This window comes from Bhargavaea beijingensis (assembly GCF_900101985.1).
Lineage (GTDB): Bacteria > Bacillota > Bacilli > Bacillales_A > Planococcaceae > Bhargavaea > Bhargavaea beijingensis.
Map to the genome: position 1 here is coordinate 34,604 of NZ_FNAR01000020.1, position 15,941 is coordinate 50,544.

Here is a 15,941-nt window from a genome sequence, read left to right on the forward strand (position 1 = left end):
ATCCGAATAATTTACCTTCACATTAACATAAACATCCGGATTTAATCAAGCCGGGCACTGTGCCGTCCGCCCAGCATACGGACCGCATGGACTTCCGGACAAAAGCCATTCAGACCATTGACGATGCGGGCGACGCGCGCCTCCTGCGAAACGAGACCGAAGACGGTCGGCCCGCTGCCGCTCATCAGTACGGCGTCAGCGCCAAACCGTTCCATCCCGTCCTTGAGCATGGCGACTTCCCGGTGCATCTCCATCGTCACCGGTTCGAGAACATTGCCGAGGTTGCGGCAGACCCCTTCGTAATCCCCTTGCCGGAGCGCCGTCTCCATCGCCGTGATATCCGGATGGCGGGCACGGGACAGGTCGAACTTCCCGTAGATGTCCGCCGTCGACACGCCGATATCCGGCTTCGCCAAAATCACCCAGCAATTCGGCGGTGCCGGCAAATGGCGGATTTTTTCACCGCGCCCTGTCGCAAACGCAGTCCCGCCGTACACACAGAATGGTACATCGGAGCCGATTTCCGCTCCGATCTCCGCCAGTTCATCCAGCGACATGCCGAGTTTCCAGAACCGGTTGAGCCCGCGGAGCGCCGCAGCGGCGTCACTGCTTCCGCCGGCAAGCCCTGCAGCAACCGGAATGCGCTTGTCCAGCGTAAACGTCACGCCATCACGGATGCCCGTACGCTTGCGTAGGATTTCCGCTGCCTGATAGACCAGGTTGCGCCGGTCATCCGGCACATAGCGGTCGGAGGACTTGATGACAATCTTTCCGTCCCTGGCGCCTTCAATGGCCAGCCTGTCATACAGGTCGACCGTCGTCATAATCATTTCGACCTCGTGGTAACCGTCCGGGCGCTTGCCGAGGACGTCGAGTGTCAGGTTAATCTTCGCCGGTGCTTTTTCATGGATCATGAAGGCACCTCCCCAAAATTCAATGCCCCTATTTTACCATAGGCAGGGAGAATGAAAAAAGCAGACGGAAAAATTCCGCCTGCCGGTGTCAACCGTTTTTGGATTTCGGGTTACAGAAGCGTTACTTTCGGCCTTCGCCGATGCCACGTTCCGCCATCTCAATCGCACGCTTCACCATGTTGCCGGCGTCGCGTGCCTTGATGCCTCCCCAACCTTCCTGCTGCACAACATCGTAAAATCCAAGTTCCTTCGCAATCTCTTCCTTCAGACGCTGGGACATTACTCCGCCGTTTCTAGCCATCGGTTTTTCCTCCTCGTTCGGCTGACACATGTAGTATGGCCCGAAATGATAAAAGAACCCGGTCAAAACCTTCCAGAAAGGTTTTGACCGGGCAAAAATGGGATAAATAATTGCATTACTTCACGACGAAATCCATTTTCTCTGAACCGTTGATGAATGTCAGTTCCACGGCTTCCGTCAAAAGATCGGTATAACTGTAGGACACCCGCTCGAACGAATGCTCCTCCTGGTCGAGCTCAATGACAAAGACGGCATGATACGTTTCCCGAAGGACACCGGCACGCTCAATCGTCTTTTTCCGGCCGCCATTCGCCTTAAGTTGCAAACGCTGACCTAAATGAGAATCGAGCGCCTTCTTGATATCAGCTAATGTTTTTGGCATTATCGCTTACACCTCACTGTGTATAACGATAACACATTTCAAAGTTTCTGTCAATTAAATTTAAAATTTTATCAATGCATTCTCCGGATGTCAATGTTTTTTCTTGCGCATTTTCCACTTTTAATGGGTTTGCGAATTTTTTGTAACATTTACTCACCGAATTTCGGATAAAGCGCATCAGCAAGCCGGCCGAATTCCCCGAGGGTCAATGTTTCCCCGCGGCGCCCCGGATCGATGCCCGCTTCTCCGAGTGCGTCCACAATTTCCGCCTTCCGCGCCTTGCCGTCCGGCAGGGATGTCTGCAGGTTGTTCAGGATCGTTTTCCGGCGCTGGACAAATGATCCCCTTGTCACCCTGAACAGGAAGCCCTCGTCCTTTACCGCGACGGGAGGCGTGCTCCTGCGCTTCAGATGGACGACGGCCGATGCAACATTCGGCTGCGGCATAAAGACGGTCTTGGGGACCGTCATGACGGTCTGTGCTTCGGTATAGTACTCGATTGCGATCGACAGGGAGCCGTACTCCTTCGTGCCCGGTTTCGCGCTGATCCGGTCCGCCACTTCCTTCTGCATCATGACGGTGAACGAATCGATCGGCAGCCGGTCCTCGAGCAGTTTCATGAGAATCGGAGTCGTAACGTAATACGGGAGGTTCGCGACGACGGCGATATGAGAAAAGCCGCCGAGTTCCTCTCCGATCACGGCCGCGACGTCCGCCTCGAGGATATCCCGGTGGATGACCTTCACGTTGTCATACGGCGAAAGCGTGTCTTCCAGCACCGGCAGCAGGCGCTGGTCAATCTCAAATGCAACGACCTTCCCCGAACTTCTGGCAAGGTGCTCGGTGAGCGCGCCGATTCCGGGACCGATCTCGATTGCGCCCGATTTCTCGGTCAGGCCGGCAAACGACACGATCTTGTGAAGGATATTCGGATCGATCAGGAAGTTCTGGCCGAGGCTTTTTTTAAATGAAAACCCGTACTTGTCGAGGATCTCCTTAGTCCGTCCGGGTGTGGCGATATCTCTATGCATGGATGTCTCCTTCTTCGTCAATGGCTTGGACCGCCTCGAGGAATTCCTTGCGGCTGATCCGGAACATGGCGAGACGCTTGGCAAGCTGCTTGCCGTTGGTCTGCCCGATCTGCAGCAGGAGGCCGATGCGCTCGCGCCTTCGCCTGGCGTCCGGGTGGCCGACAAGCCTCAGGCTGACCAGTTCGGCATCGCTGACAGGCTGCTCTCCGCCGCTTTGGTGGACCGGTGTGCGGACGGCGGCAAGCGCTGCCCGGATATCGTCATCCGCAGCATGCTCGATGCCGACTTTCCGGCCGTTTTCTGATATAGACTGCGCCTTCGGCAGGAAAGCATGCTTGACGCCAGGCACATGCTCCTCGATGATCGCCCGGATGCGCCGGCCCGGATAGTCAGGGTCCGTGAACACGATGACGCCCCGTTTTTCCTGGGCGTGCCGGATCTTCATAAGCGTTTCCTTGGAGACGGCCGAGCCGTTCGTCTCAATCGTATCCGCCCCGGTGGCGCGGCGGACGGCGACCGTATCCGACTTTCCCTCCACGACGATGATTTCTTCGATAGTCACTGATGATCCCATTCTTTCGTTCATTTCCTCCAATTTTAACGGCATGCGGACGGATTGTACAGAAAGCCGGTGCCGATGAATGTTACAAAGAATCACAGATCACCGCTAACATTAGCTCTGACAAAGTGAGAAGCATTTTATTCCGTAACGGCAGGTTAACGCATCAGTCCATGGCTCACCGGCCGGGAGGTGATCACCCAAGTTCCTGGCGCCTGTCCTCACAGAAAACCCGGCTCACCCTAAATGAACGTCAGTCACCGCTCTGTCACGCTTGTCTCAGCCTTATATCACCTTGATTAAGCCTTTAACCACCCTTTTCGGGCCAACAAGTTCAAAAAGAAAGACCCGCAGCACCGGGCCGCGGATCCGTTCATCCTCAGTTAAGGATCTTGATTTTCACTTTTTTGCGGCCGAAACTGTAGGCCTGATCTTTTGTCGGAACGAAGATGTCGATCTTGTTGCCTTTGATCGCGCCGCCGGTGTCGCCAGCGATGGCCGTACCATATCCTTCAACCCAGACCTTGGAGCCGAGCGGGATGACGCTCGGATCCACTGCGATCACTTTCGCGCCCGGGTTGGCTTTCAGATTGATGCCTGTTGCCGTGATGCCCGAGCAACCGTTGCAGGATGCCGTGTAGGCGGTCGCCGTTACATAGAATTCCTTGCCGCCGGCCGGTTCCTCGCTGCGCGGGGCCGATGCCTGGACAACCTTGGGAGCAGCCTGTTGTTTGGATGCATTCGGAGCGACTGCCTTTTTGGCGGTGTTTGAAGCGACTGCCTTTGCAGGTGCAGACGCTGGGACTGGGGCTTTTGTGCCGATTGCGACGACTTTATTGACCGGCTTCTTGACCACTTTCTCATCCTGAAGCTTGCGTGTGACTTCTTTGCCGTCTTCTTTGATGATTTCATACGTCCGTTTCACTTTACCTTGCTCACCGTTGCGGACGACTTTCTCTTTGCCTGTCAGCAGGCTGTTGTCTTTTTTCGTTTGTACAGTGAAGTCCGTCGACTCTTCCACTACATCGGTGACCTTTTCTACCCGGACGACCTTGACGCTGGAGCCCGGCTTGACGATTTCATCCATGCCCTGTTCCACGCGGTCGTTCTTGCCGATCTTGATGCCCTGCTTGCTTAAAAAGTCAGCGACCGTAGTCGAAGTGGTCCAGATTTTGCTTTCCCGGCCCCCGTCGATCATGGCAACTTCATATGCTTTTTCAATTTTGACGGTATCCGTGTCGCCGATCTCGCTTCCGCGTGCCGGCGTGATGGCATCATGCTCACTGAGTTCGATGCCCGCGTCGGCCAGAAGCGCATCAACATTCTCTTTCGTCGACCAGACTTTGCTTTCTTCACCGTCTACGCTGATCGTAAACTGTCTGGCTTTTTTCCACTCGATGGACGCGCCGTCCCCGAGTTGCTCATCCTTGGCCGGGGAGAGGTCGTCATGTTCCCCGACTGCAATGTCCTGCTCATCCAGAAGTTCGCCGACCGTATCCGCGTGAGTGCGGAATTCCGTCTGCTCGCCGTCTTCGGAAAGAGTGACGTTTTTCTTTGTCCCCTCGTAAACTGCATATGTGATGACGCCCGCGAACAGTGCGATCGTCAAAATGGACATGATGATTTTCTTGCCTGCCGTGAATCTTGAATGCTTGTGTTCCCTGGAATTGGTAGACACTAAAAAACTCCTCCTTATCACCCGAGTGATTATAGCGGCCGGTTTTCCGGCTTGTCAACCCAACCGGTTTTTTCCTGCACCGCGGCACGGGTGAAGTGTAGGCCGGTTTTGGCCTCTTTATTCACGAATCTCAAAAATTTTCAATGCGTTTTCGGTAGTCTTTCGGGCTACTTCCTCAAATGGAATTTCCTTGAGTTGTGCGATCTGTTCGGCGACGAGCCGGACATAGGACGGCTCATTGCGCTTGCCCCTGTAAGGATGTGGCGCAAGATACGGGGCGTCGGTCTCGACGAGCAGATGCTCAAGCGGAATTTCCTTTGCGACTTCTTTCGGCTGCCTGGCATTTTTGAACGTCACCGGCCCGCCGAGGGAGATCATGAAATTCATTTCTACGCATTCTTTTGCCGTTTCCGGGCTGCCGCTGAAGCAGTGCATGATGCCGCCCGTCTCTGCCGCATGTTCTTCCTTGAGGATGCGGACCACATCGCCTGTCGCATCGCGGTTATGGATGATGACCGGAAGCTTGAGCTTCTTCGCGAGCGCGATCTGCCTGCGGAACAGCTCTTGCTGAACATCCTTCGGCGATTTGTCCCAATGATAGTCGAGACCGGTCTCACCGATGCCGACCACTTTCGGATGATCGGCGGCAATTTCCTCAATCCATTGGAGATCTTCCTCTGTGCAGTCGACCGCGTCGACCGGATGCCATCCGATCACCAGGTAGATGAACGGGTACGTTTCTGCGAGCTCAAGTGCGCGCCGGATGGTCGGCCGGTCAAATCCGACAACGACCATTTTTCCGACACCCGCATCGAGCGCACGGCGAATCACCTCATCGACATCCTCCTCGTACTGGTCTGCATTCAAATGGACATGTGTGTCAATCAACATGCGGCTCACTCTCCCAATGTATTGTTCAAGTCTATACATAAATCCTTTTTCAAATTTCACAGTTCTATTACATTTAGATTACAAATTAGATTTAGTTAAATGACAAGACTCTATCTCAAGACTTATAAAGTTGTACGGGAAGTCATGTAAAAAGTCAAAGGAACCGAATTCCATTCCCCTAAAACAGGAAAACCGGAGGACTAAAGTCCTCCGGTTTTAATCATTTTACGTGAATATATCTGTTACAGCCCATCCGGGAATTACCGGATTTGAGAGCCATTCGGCAACGCGGGATCAACCGAAGCAAGTTTGAGAACCCCGTCCTGTTCACCCGCAAGAATCATGCCCTGCGACAGTTCACCGCGGAGTTTCACCGGCTTCAGGTTCGCGACCACAATCACTTTCTCGCCGACGAGCGATTCCGGCTCATAGAACTTTGCGATGCCCGAGACGACCTGCCGGGTTTCATAACCGAGATCAAGCTGAAGCTTCAGCAGTTTGTCCGCTTTGGGCACTTTCTCGCAGGCCGTCACCGTTGCCACCCGGAGATCGACTTTTGCGAAATCATCGATTGTGATTTCCGGTACGTCCGGCTTTTCAGGTTGTTGCGGAGCGCTGTCTTCTTCGGCAGCCGCTTCTTCCGCCTGCGGCTGGACGGATTTCTGCATCTCGCCCCTAATGTAGGCAATTTCCACTTCCGGATCGAGGCGCGGGAACACCGGTGTCCCTTTTTCCGCGACTTTCGTGCCTTCCTTGATTGTACTGTCTTCGAGTGTCTCCCAGGCAAGCGCTTCTTCGCCAAGGCCTAGCTGGCTGACAATCTGCTTCGGCGATTTCGTCATAAACGGCTGAAGAAGAACTGCGATTTCGTGGAGGCTTGCCACAAGATGATGCATGACAGCGTCCAGCTCGCCCTTTTTCGACTCGTCTTTCGCGAGTGCCCAAGGCTGGGTCTCGTCGATGTATTTGTTCGTACGGGAAACAAGCGCCCAGATATCGGACAAGACGACACTAAATTGCATGTTCTCCATGCCCTGCTCATATTTCCGCACGGTCTCCTCCATCACTTTACGGAGGGGCTCGTCGAATTCAGTCGAGCTTTCCGGGCGTGACGGAACGATTCCGCCGCAGTACTTGTTGACCATTGATACCGTTCTGTTAAGAAGGTTGCCGAGATCATTTGCCAGGTCGTAGTTCATGCGCTCAACGAATGCTTCCGGGGAGAACACGCCATCGGATCCGAATGGCAGCTCACGCAGAAGGAAATAGCGCGTCGCATCCAGGCCATAACGCTCGATGAGCATTTCCGGATAAACGACATTGCCCTTCGACTTCGACATCTTCCCGTCTTTCATCATGATGAACCCGTGCGCGAACACTTTTTTCGGCAACGGCAGATCCAGCGCCATGAGGAAGATCGGCCAATAAATCGTGTGGAAGCGGACGATGTCCTTCCCGACGACATGAACATCTGCCGGCCAGTATTTGCGGAACTGCGACTCGTCGTCCGTTCCGTAACCGAGCGATGTGATGTAGTTCGACAGCGCATCGACCCAGACGTAGATGACGTGTTTCGGATCCCCCGGCACATGGATTCCCCAGTCAAACGACGTACGGGAGATGGAAAGGTCTTCGAGCCCCGGCTTGATGAAGTTGTTGATCATTTCATTTTTGCGGGACTCCGGCTGGATGAACTCCGGATTTTCTTCATAATACTTCAGCAGGCGGTCCGCATATTTCTTCATGTTGAAGAAATAGGACTCTTCCTTCACCTTATGGACGGGCCGGTTGCAGTCCGGGCAGTTGCCGTCTTCCAGCTGTGCCTCGGTGAAGTAGGATTCACAAGGCGTGCAGTACCAGCCTTCGTATTCGCCTTTATAAATATCCCCGTTATCAAGGAATTTCTTGATGATCTTTTCGACGCCCTCTTTGTGGCGTTCTTCGGTCGTCCGGATAAAGTCATCATAGGAGATGTCCATCATCTCCCACAGCTTCTTCGCGACTTCGGCAATGCCGTCGACATATGCTTGCGGGTCCATGCCGGCCTCTTCGGCTTTTTGCTGGATTTTTTGTCCGTGCTCGTCCATCCCTGTAAGGAAGCGGACATCATATCCGCGGAGCCGCTTGTAGCGTGACATCGTATCGGATGCCACTGTCGTGTACGCGGTACCAATGTGGAACTTGCCGCTCGGGTAATAGATCGGCGTCGTCAGGTAAAAAGTTTTCTGTTCACTCATGCCCAGGCCTCCATGAATACGCATTTCCCTCCATTTTACCGGATGACTCCTTCCACTTCAATGCAGGCAAGCTGCCAGGATAATTTCCAGTTATTATTATTCACCTGTTTGCACATTTTTGAGTGCGTTCTAACAAAACACTTTATTTCTTGCCCCAAATGATATAAATTTGACTTAGGCCGAAAAAAACATTGTTTTTATAAAACTTTTTGGCTTAACAAATTGACGGTATTGGCATTAGTTGGTATGATGGGTTTAGTCAATAAGCATGTCGAATCTTGACGAAAATAAGATAGCACTCGAAAGGGGCAATACTGAATGAAATCGACGGGTATCGTACGTAAAGTCGATGAACTTGGACGGGTAGTCATTCCGATCGAACTTCGCCGTACACTCGGCATCAAGGAAAAAGACGCACTGGAGATTTATGTGGATGACGATAGAATCATCCTGAAAAAATACATGCCAAACATGACTTGTGCCATCACAGGCGACGTGTCCGATGACAATCTCCGCCTGATTGACGGGAAGCTGATTCTCAGCGAAGAAGGCGCAAAGAAACTCGTTGACGAAATTTCAGCACGCCTTGGCCAGAAGCAGCACGTATAAGCGTATAAGAAGATGACATCCCTGACCGTCCGGAACCATCCGGGCGGTTTTTTGTGATCCCGGAAAAATCCGCTCTTTCCGAAAGAGTATCTTCCTATTAAATATAGTGTTGCAGGCGCCATTTTTTTCACAAATCACACTTGTGACCCACAAAAACAGCATAAAAACCATCAGGCCTTCTATATCATTCGGCCTGATGGTTTCGTTTGAGTCCGTACCCGTGCATTATTTTAAATGATACGCCTGATAAATATCGCGCTTTGGTTCTCCGCGTTCTTTTGCCGCGATTTTGATGGCTTCCTTCGACGGAACACCTTCCCGCTCCATCACGGCCTCTACATGAGCCCTTTGCGTCAGGCCGGCCCACCACTCCGACTGTTCTTCGGCATGCCGGACGGCTTCCTCGTCGGCGCCTTCGACGACGATGCAGAATTCTCCCTTGAGGTCTGTTGACTCCGCATAAGCAACCGCCTCCCCGGCGGTGCCGCGCAAGATCTCTTCGAACTTCTTTGTCAGTTCCCGGACAAGCGAGACCCGCCGCTGCGATCCGAAAGCCGCCTCCAGATCGCGGAGTGATTCTTTTAGCCGGTGTGGCGATTCGTAGAAAATCACTGTCTCCCCGCGTACGGCCATTTTCCCGAACAGGTCCCGCCTGTCGTTTTTCTTCCTTGGGGGAAAACCGTGAAACAGAAACGGCTGTGCCGGAAGGCCTGAAGCGACCAGGGCAGACAGCGCCGCGTTGGCACCGGGCACCGGGACAACCGCATAGCCTTCTGCGATTGCCCGGGCTGCAATGTCCGCTCCCGGATCCGAAATGCACGGCATACCCGCGTCACTCACGAGTGCCACGTCATTCCCTCCTGCCAATACGGATAAAATCCGGTCCCCGCCTTCTTTCAGATTATGTTCGTGATAGCTCAGAAGCGATGTCCGGATATCAAAATGGTTCAGCAGTTTTTTTGTATTGCGCGTGTCTTCTGCCGCAATCACCGCTGCTTCCTTCAGGATCCTGATCGCCCGGAATGTGATGTCCTCCAGGTTGCCGATCGGTGTCCCGACAAGATAAAGTTTGCCGCCAGGGTCCTGTACGCTCTTCTGGGATTTCATGGACACCCGCCTCCATTCCGTTTCATGTAGTCGATTTTTTCCGCCCGTCTGAGCTGCTTGAACGCATACTCGGCCCGCATCGCTTCCTGTTTGGTTTCAAACGGTTCCCGGAAGACACAACGGACCGGCCGCCGGGGCTTTGTATACTTCGCGCCTTTTCCCTCATTGTGCGCCTTTACCCGTCGCTCCAGGTTGTTCGTGTATCCCGCATAGTACGTCCCGTCCGAGCACTCGAGCACATAGAGCACATGCTCCCCCTTATGCATGCGGTCCATACAGCATCTCCCGGACTTCCGGTGTATAGGTTCCGTCATCCTCATACACATAAAGCGGCGGAAGGATCTTCAGGTCAGGTCTGCCATCCTTTGTTCCCTCGATCAGCAGGGTATTCGCCTCCCTGCCCCTTTTCGGGTAAACGAACCGGATCCGCTTCGGCTCCAGGCGATGCTGTCTCATCGAGGTGACGATATCGAGCAGACGGCCCGGCCGGTGGACAAAGGCCGCCTTGCCGCCCTGCTTCAGAAGTGCACTTGCGTTTTCGATGGCCTGGTCCAGTGTCAGGTATAATTCATGCCGGGCGACGGCAACTTCTTCCAGCATGTTGCGGTCACTCAGTTCATGTGCCGGAAAGTATGGCGGATTGCATGTCACCGTGTCATGCTTTTCATGCCCGAGGATTTCCGCAATCCCCTTGACGTCCCCCGTTACGATGCGGATCCGGTCTTCCAGGCCGTTCAGCGTGACACTGCGGTTTGCCATGTCAGACAGCCGGGGCTGGAGTTCGACCCCGGTAATCTGCGCTTTCGAACGCCCGCTCAGGAACAGCGGAATAGCCCCGTTGCCCGTGCACAGGTCGACGATGCTCCCGGACTTGCGGATTGGCACGTAAGCGAATTTCGCCAGCAGTACCGCATCCAGGGAAAATGAAAATACTTGCGGACTCTGGATGATTTTCAGTCCTTCCGCGAGCAGGTCATCCAGCCGCTCATCTTCGTTCAGTTCTATATTCATGCCTTTTGTCCTCCGTGAAACAGTTTCTGGGCCATGCCGCCTCCGCAGCCAAAAGAAAAGACCGTATTCCGCCTGTTGCGGAACCGGTCATTATCCATTCTGCTTGTTCAAGAATGAGAGGCAGAACAGGCAGTCCTCGCCCTTCCGCGAACTTCCAAAGTGGACGTTGCAGACGTGGAACCCTTCATTATAAAGGCGGGCGAGGTTATCATGTCCTTCCCCGATCTCCGCCGATTTCGGCTGATGTTTTTTCCCGGGCTTCCGGCCCCTGTCCTCCAGCTGCTTTTCTATCTCTTCCAGGCGATTGCGCAGATGATGGTTTTCAATCTGGAGAGCGTGGTTCTCCTCCATCATCTGTGCGACCGATTCCTTCAGCTCTGCATACTGGCGATTGGCCGAATCAAGGTGTTGCCCGAATTCCATGACCTTGTCCAAGAAGTTCCGGTCCATCAATGCTCACACCCCATATTGATTGCGTCAAACCGATTGCAAGATTTCGTCCATCGAATAATCGATCACTTTTTTCTCACCGGACAGCTCTACCTGCAGCATGCGTTCGAGCAGGTTGAGCCCGACGACTCTTCCGGCACCGTCCGGCGTAGTGATGCGGGTGCCGACGTCCGGCATGAGGCGTTTTGCTTCCTCGTATTCGTCGTTTTCGTATTTCAGGCAGCACATCAGCCGGCCGCAGAGCCCTGAGATTTTGGACGGGTTCAGCGACAGGTTCTGATCTTTGGCCATCTTGATCGAGACCGGTTCGAAATCGCCGAGGAACGTCGAACAGCAAAGCATACGCCCGCAAGGACCGATGCCGCCGAGCATCTTTGCTTCATCCCGCACACCGATCTGGCGCAGTTCGATCCTTGTCCGGAATACCGATGCGAGATCTTTGACGAGATTCCGGAAATCCACCCGGCCATCCGCCGTAAAGTAGAAAATGATCTTGTTGCGGTCGAATGTGTATTCGACGTCGACCAGTTTCATCTCCAGTCCGTGATCTTCGATCTTCTTGGCCGCGATGTCGAATGTCCGCTTTGCTTCTTCCTCGTTCTCGCGGACCGAAGCGCGGTCCTCTTCTGTCGCGGGACGGACAATCATCTTGAGCGGCAGGATGATGTCATCTCCGCTCATCTGCCGCGGCGGAATGACGACCTTGCCGTACTCGACGCCCCGCGCCGTTTCGACAATGACGTACTCGCCTTTTTCCAGGCTGTATTCGCCCGGATCGAAATAATATATTTTACCCGCTTTTTTAAAACGGACGCCTACTACATTATAGAGCATGTTGACCCTCCTGCATGTTGAGCACCAGTTGTTCCATAAGAAGCGTGCGGTTCATATTGCTTTGGAGGTTGCGCTTCGCCTTCAGGATGGCTTCGAGAATTGAAGCGAGCCGGCCGAACGTCAGCCGGAGTGCCATCTCTTCCCATCCGGCCCGATTGTCGGGATAGGCTAGCGGCGTGGAGAGTCCCGCCTTCACCGCGGAAATGTCGCGGTAGGCGAACAGGAGCAGATCCAGCCCCAGTTCGGTCTCGTCCTTCTCCTTGAAGAGCGGACTCCAGTCCGTCTGGATGAACAGCAGGGCTTCGTGGATACTTTTGTCTGATGCCTCCACCAATTTTATCACTGTCTTACGGGCCTGTCCAAACTGCTCATCCGCCGAAAGCGCCAGTGCTTCTTCCGGGTCGGCCGTGACCATCGTGACGGTCGATGCCATCGAGCGGGTAACGTCCCCTTCCGTGACCAACTGCTCCATTACCGCCTCTCTCGGCGGCGGCTGGAGGTGGATTTCCTGGCAGCGGGACCGGATCGTCGGCAGGATGGCCGACGCACGGTCTGTCAGCAGGATCGCGGTCACTTCCCCTTCCGGCTCTTCGAGGAACTTCAGGAGTGTGTTGGCGGCGGAATGATTCATGCGGTCCGCCTGATGCAGTATATAGATTTTACGGCCTTCTTCAAGTCCGGTCTTGTTCAGCTTGTAGATCAGGTCGGAAATCTGTCCTTTTTTGATGTCTTGTCCATCCGGATGGATCTGTGTAACGTTCGGATGATTGCCGTCCCGGATTCTTCTGCAGTTTCGGCATTCGCCGCACGGCATGCCGTCCGCGGGTACGCGGCAGAGGAGCAGCTGGGTGAAAAAGCGGGCGAGCAGCTCTTTCCCGGCACCCTTCACGCCATCAAACAGGTAAGCGTGGGCCACACGTCCGGAAGCCGCGGATCCCCCCAGCAGCGAGGCCGCTTTCGGCTGCCGCTTCATGATGCTGTTATCGGTGTCCACCGGCGTCCGTCCCTCCTGTTAGAAAAATCCCGTGTCCGAAATCTCACGGGCACGGGTGGTCGTCTTGAATCAGAAATGATGGAACTGCTCGATCGGCAGTACGAAAACTGTTGCGCCGCCGACTTCGACTTCAACGGGGTATGGGATGTAAGAATCTGCATTCCCGCCCATCGGAGATACGGGCGCGACCATCTGGTCACGGGAGCGGCAGTTTTCCCGGATGATGCCAAGCAATTTCGGCACCAGCGGGTCATCTGTACCGATCAGGAAAGTCGTGTTGCCCGAGCGCAGGAAACCGCCGGTACTGGCCAGCTTCGTGGCACGGAAGTCATTTTTTGTCAGAGCGGCGGATAAACGGTTGCTGTCCTGGTCTTGCACGACCGCTACAACCAATTTCATATGGATCAACTCCTCGCCAGCTTTTATATAAGTATAGCACAAACGGTCTTTACTTCATGCGACTTTTTATTGAGTCCCAGGCAACTTCGGCGATATCCGTGAGACTTCCGGTTGCATCGATCAGGATGACACGCTCCGGCTCACTTTCCGCGATTTTCAGGTACTCGTCACGAACTTTCTTGTGGAAATCGAGCCCTTCCGCATCGAGGCGGTTCACTTCATGGCCCCTTCCCTCGCTGATCCGCAGGATGCCGACTTCAGCCGGCACGTCAAGAAGGATCGTAAGGTCAGGCATCGTGTTGCCGATTGCAAACCGGTTGATCGAGCGAACCTCCTCTGTACCGATCCCCCTTGCCGCCCCCTGATAGGCGATTGAACTGTCGATGAACCGGTCGCAGAGAACGACCTTTCCCGCCTCAAGCGCAGGGATGATCTTTTCAACCAGATGCTGGCGCCGCGCCGCCGCATAAAGCAGCGCTTCGGTACGGGCTTCCATCTCGGTGTGGTCATTATCCAGGATGATTTCCCGGATTTTCTCTGAAATACGGATGCCGCCGGGTTCGCGAGTCCGCAGAAAATCAGTGCCAGACTCTTCGAATCGGCGGGCAAGAATCTCGAGGACGGATGTTTTTCCTGCTCCGTCCGGTCCTTCCAGTGTGATGAATAAACCAGTTGTCTTCATATATATTATGCCTCCGGTGACTGTCGTGAGACCAGAATTTGTTGTGTGTCCAGCCGGTGCGTTCCTTGAAAAGCCGTGCCGGCCGTCACATGGCGATCCAGAATCCGAATTTTCTCCCTGGTGACGGGTTCTCCAGGCAGAAGAAGCGGAATGCCCGGCGGATAGGGAATGATAGATGCCGCGGAAAGACGCCCTTCCGATTCCCGGTAATCCATCCACTCGCATGATTTTCCGGATCGGACGTCAGGCGGCCCGTCAGCCGCCGTAATGGCCGGCTGTGTCAGCGGTTCCTGGGGTTCTTCCGCCTGATTTCCGGATCCGAGTGACTTTACGGCTCTCGCGGTTGCAGCAAGCACTTCCTCCAGACATTCATCCTGCTCGCTTTTCAGAAGAGGCAGCACAAGCAACACCTGGTAGGGATCCGAAAGTTCGGTGTGGACACCTTCACGGGACAGCGCATCAGCAAGGGCACTCCCCGAATGGCCATCAGCGCGGAGAAGCAACTTGAGCGGATCATCCGTCCGGATGACGGATAGGCCCCTGAATTCGTCCAATCCCCTGACCAATGTCTTTCTATAATCCAGAAGTGACTCCAAGTCCTCTTCCGTGTAGGCAGCGATGTAATGCCGCGCATCGTCCAGCGATGCCATCAGCGGGTAGGATGGGCTGCTGGACTGCAGCATGCCCAAGTAATAGCCGATACGTTCTGCATCCAGCAGCGAGCCGCGCGCCACATGCAGAAACGAGGCCATGGTCATTGCAGGAAGCGTCTTATGTGCCGATTGGACGACTGCATCCGCCCCCAAGGCAAGCGATGGCTGGGGGAACGGGCCGCCAATCACGAAATGCGCCCCATGCGCCTCATCAACAAGAAGCGGCATGCCCGCATCATGGCAGAGGTCTGCAATTTTCCGAAGATGTGTGGACACCTTTCCGTAATAGGTCGGATTGGTCAGGATCACCGCTTTCGCCTCGGGATACATCCTGATCGCCTCGCGGATCAGTTCAGCTTCCGCATGGCCGGGAGACCGGGTTTCCGCATCCCAAAGCGGATCGACATAAACCGGACGTGCGCCCGCAAGCACCAAACCGTTAAAAACGGACTTGTGCGCATTGCGCTGCACAATGACCCGGTCGCCGGGACGGCAGGCGGCAAGTATCATCGCCAGGTTACCGCCCGTCGAGCCATTGACGAGGAAAAAGCTCCGCTGCGCGCCGTAAGCGGCAGCCAGAAGTTCCTGCGCCTCCCGGATCGGGCCTTCCGGCGCATGGAGATCATCCAGCCCCGGCAGTTCCGTTACATCCCAGGACATCATTCCCCGGACGGCTTCCGGCAATCCTGTCAGATTTCCGTTTTTATGGCCGGGCACATGAAATGACAGCGAATTGCTTTTTGCAAATTTCTCCAGCACGTGCACGACCGGCCGCCGCGACTGACTGCTCAATACAAAAACTCCTTTACCTGTTCACATGTAGAATCGTGGTTGATGGGTTCATTATACCATGCACGGGACCTCGGATGACGGATGCCCGTTGGCTGGCACACAGGGGCAGGATTTAATGGAGTGTTTTTTATTGGGGCGTTGCTTCTTAACACTCGCGCGGGTTTGCTTAACACTCAGGGGCACTTTTCTTAACACTCGCCGGAATTGAATGGGGAACCGGGTGAATGCGTTCTGAAGTTTCTAGGTGCGCTCCATTTTTCCGCACAAAAAAACCGCCTCCATCAGGAGACGGCTTTGTGCCCAGCGACGTCCTACTCTTGCAGGGGGAAGCCCCCGACTACCATCGGCGCTGAAGAGCTTAACTTCCGTGTTCGGGATGGGAACGGGTGTGACCTCTTCGCCTTCATCACTGGACCT

At 54.5% G+C, this 15,941-nt stretch carries 18 protein-coding genes and 1 rRNA gene; 1 reads left to right on the forward strand and 18 read right to left on the reverse strand.

Features of this window, described 5'->3' with window-relative positions; translation table 11 throughout:
* Positions 1–41: 41 nt before the first annotated feature.
* The 8 genes from ispE to metG form a co-directional block, all read right to left on the reverse strand.
* Positions 42–914, reverse strand: coding sequence for a 4-(cytidine 5'-diphospho)-2-C-methyl-D-erythritol kinase (gene ispE, locus BLT01_RS12395; RefSeq protein ID WP_092098232.1), 873 nt, complete (start codon positions 912–914; stop codon positions 42–44).
* A 121-nt stretch (positions 915–1,035) separates the two neighbouring features.
* Positions 1,036–1,215: a small, acid-soluble spore protein, alpha/beta type gene (locus BLT01_RS12400; RefSeq protein ID WP_092098234.1), complete on the reverse strand. Its 180-nt coding sequence runs from the start codon at positions 1,213–1,215 to the stop codon at positions 1,036–1,038.
* Between the two features lie 115 nt (positions 1,216–1,330).
* Positions 1,331–1,597, reverse strand: coding sequence for a biofilm formation stimulator Veg (gene veg, locus BLT01_RS12405; RefSeq protein ID WP_008301256.1), 267 nt, complete (start codon positions 1,595–1,597; stop codon positions 1,331–1,333).
* 149 nt (positions 1,598–1,746) lie between these two features.
* Positions 1,747–2,628: a 16S rRNA (adenine(1518)-N(6)/adenine(1519)-N(6))-dimethyltransferase RsmA gene (gene rsmA, locus BLT01_RS12410; RefSeq protein WP_092098236.1), complete on the reverse strand. Its 882-nt coding sequence runs from the start codon at positions 2,626–2,628 to the stop codon at positions 1,747–1,749.
* Positions 2,621–3,202 (reverse strand): ribonuclease M5, encoded by a 582-nt coding sequence (gene rnmV, locus BLT01_RS12415; RefSeq protein WP_407639309.1) that lies wholly within the window; start codon positions 3,200–3,202, stop codon positions 2,621–2,623. The genes rsmA and rnmV overlap by 8 nt, the downstream gene beginning before the upstream one ends.
* A 364-nt stretch (positions 3,203–3,566) precedes the next feature.
* The gene (locus BLT01_RS12420; protein ID WP_245696930.1) at positions 3,567–4,865 is read right to left on the reverse strand and encodes a G5 and 3D domain-containing protein; all 1,299 of its coding nucleotides are present in this window, start codon (positions 4,863–4,865) and stop codon (positions 3,567–3,569) included.
* A gap of 117 nt (positions 4,866–4,982) precedes the next feature.
* The gene (locus BLT01_RS12425) at positions 4,983–5,756 is read right to left on the reverse strand and encodes a TatD family hydrolase (protein ID WP_092098238.1); all 774 of its coding nucleotides are present in this window, start codon (positions 5,754–5,756) and stop codon (positions 4,983–4,985) included.
* A 260-nt stretch (positions 5,757–6,016) separates the two neighbouring features.
* On the reverse strand, positions 6,017–7,993 hold the full coding sequence (metG, locus tag BLT01_RS12430; RefSeq protein ID WP_092098240.1) for a methionine--tRNA ligase: 1,977 nt from the start codon (positions 7,991–7,993) through the stop codon (positions 6,017–6,019).
* A 318-nt stretch (positions 7,994–8,311) separates the two neighbouring features.
* Between metG and BLT01_RS12435 the strand changes: the two genes are divergently transcribed.
* Positions 8,312–8,602: an AbrB/MazE/SpoVT family DNA-binding domain-containing protein gene (locus BLT01_RS12435; protein ID WP_092098242.1), complete on the forward strand. Its 291-nt coding sequence runs from the start codon at positions 8,312–8,314 to the stop codon at positions 8,600–8,602.
* A 225-nt stretch (positions 8,603–8,827) separates the two neighbouring features.
* Here the strand turns inward: BLT01_RS12435 and rsmI are convergent, their stop codons facing one another.
* From rsmI to rrf, 10 genes are all read right to left on the reverse strand, one after another.
* Positions 8,828–9,709 (reverse strand): 16S rRNA (cytidine(1402)-2'-O)-methyltransferase, encoded by an 882-nt coding sequence (gene rsmI / locus BLT01_RS12440; protein ID WP_092098244.1) that lies wholly within the window; start codon positions 9,707–9,709, stop codon positions 8,828–8,830.
* Positions 9,706–9,984, reverse strand: coding sequence for a GIY-YIG nuclease family protein (locus BLT01_RS12445; protein ID WP_092098246.1), 279 nt, complete (start codon positions 9,982–9,984; stop codon positions 9,706–9,708). Before BLT01_RS12445 ends, rsmI begins: the two co-directional genes overlap by 4 nt.
* Positions 9,968–10,720, reverse strand: coding sequence for a tRNA1(Val) (adenine(37)-N6)-methyltransferase (locus tag BLT01_RS12450; RefSeq protein WP_092098248.1), 753 nt, complete (start codon positions 10,718–10,720; stop codon positions 9,968–9,970). Before BLT01_RS12450 ends, BLT01_RS12445 begins: the two co-directional genes overlap by 17 nt.
* Before the next feature lie 90 nt (positions 10,721–10,810).
* The gene (yabA, locus tag BLT01_RS12455; protein ID WP_092098250.1) at positions 10,811–11,173 is read right to left on the reverse strand and encodes a DNA replication initiation control protein YabA; all 363 of its coding nucleotides are present in this window, start codon (positions 11,171–11,173) and stop codon (positions 10,811–10,813) included.
* A 24-nt stretch (positions 11,174–11,197) separates the two neighbouring features.
* Positions 11,198–12,004 carry a PSP1 domain-containing protein gene (locus BLT01_RS12460; protein ID WP_092098252.1) on the reverse strand — a complete coding sequence of 269 codons (807 nt, stop codon included), beginning with the start codon at positions 12,002–12,004 and terminating at the stop codon, positions 11,198–11,200.
* Positions 11,994–12,998, reverse strand: a complete 1,005-nt coding sequence (gene holB, locus BLT01_RS12465; RefSeq protein WP_176765145.1) for a DNA polymerase III subunit delta' — start codon at positions 12,996–12,998, stop codon at positions 11,994–11,996. The genes BLT01_RS12460 and holB overlap by 11 nt, the downstream gene beginning before the upstream one ends.
* A gap of 69 nt (positions 12,999–13,067) precedes the next feature.
* Positions 13,068–13,397, reverse strand: coding sequence for a cyclic-di-AMP receptor (locus tag BLT01_RS12470; protein ID WP_008301272.1), 330 nt, complete (start codon positions 13,395–13,397; stop codon positions 13,068–13,070).
* Between the two features lie 49 nt (positions 13,398–13,446).
* The gene (gene tmk / locus BLT01_RS12475; protein WP_092098254.1) at positions 13,447–14,079 is read right to left on the reverse strand and encodes a dTMP kinase; all 633 of its coding nucleotides are present in this window, start codon (positions 14,077–14,079) and stop codon (positions 13,447–13,449) included.
* A gap of 5 nt (positions 14,080–14,084) precedes the next feature.
* Positions 14,085–15,524, reverse strand: a complete 1,440-nt coding sequence (locus BLT01_RS12480; protein WP_092098256.1) for an aminotransferase class I/II-fold pyridoxal phosphate-dependent enzyme — start codon at positions 15,522–15,524, stop codon at positions 14,085–14,087.
* A 298-nt stretch (positions 15,525–15,822) separates the two neighbouring features.
* Positions 15,823–15,938, reverse strand: a 5S ribosomal RNA gene (rrf, locus tag BLT01_RS12485).
* Between the last annotated feature and the right edge of the window lie 3 nt (positions 15,939–15,941).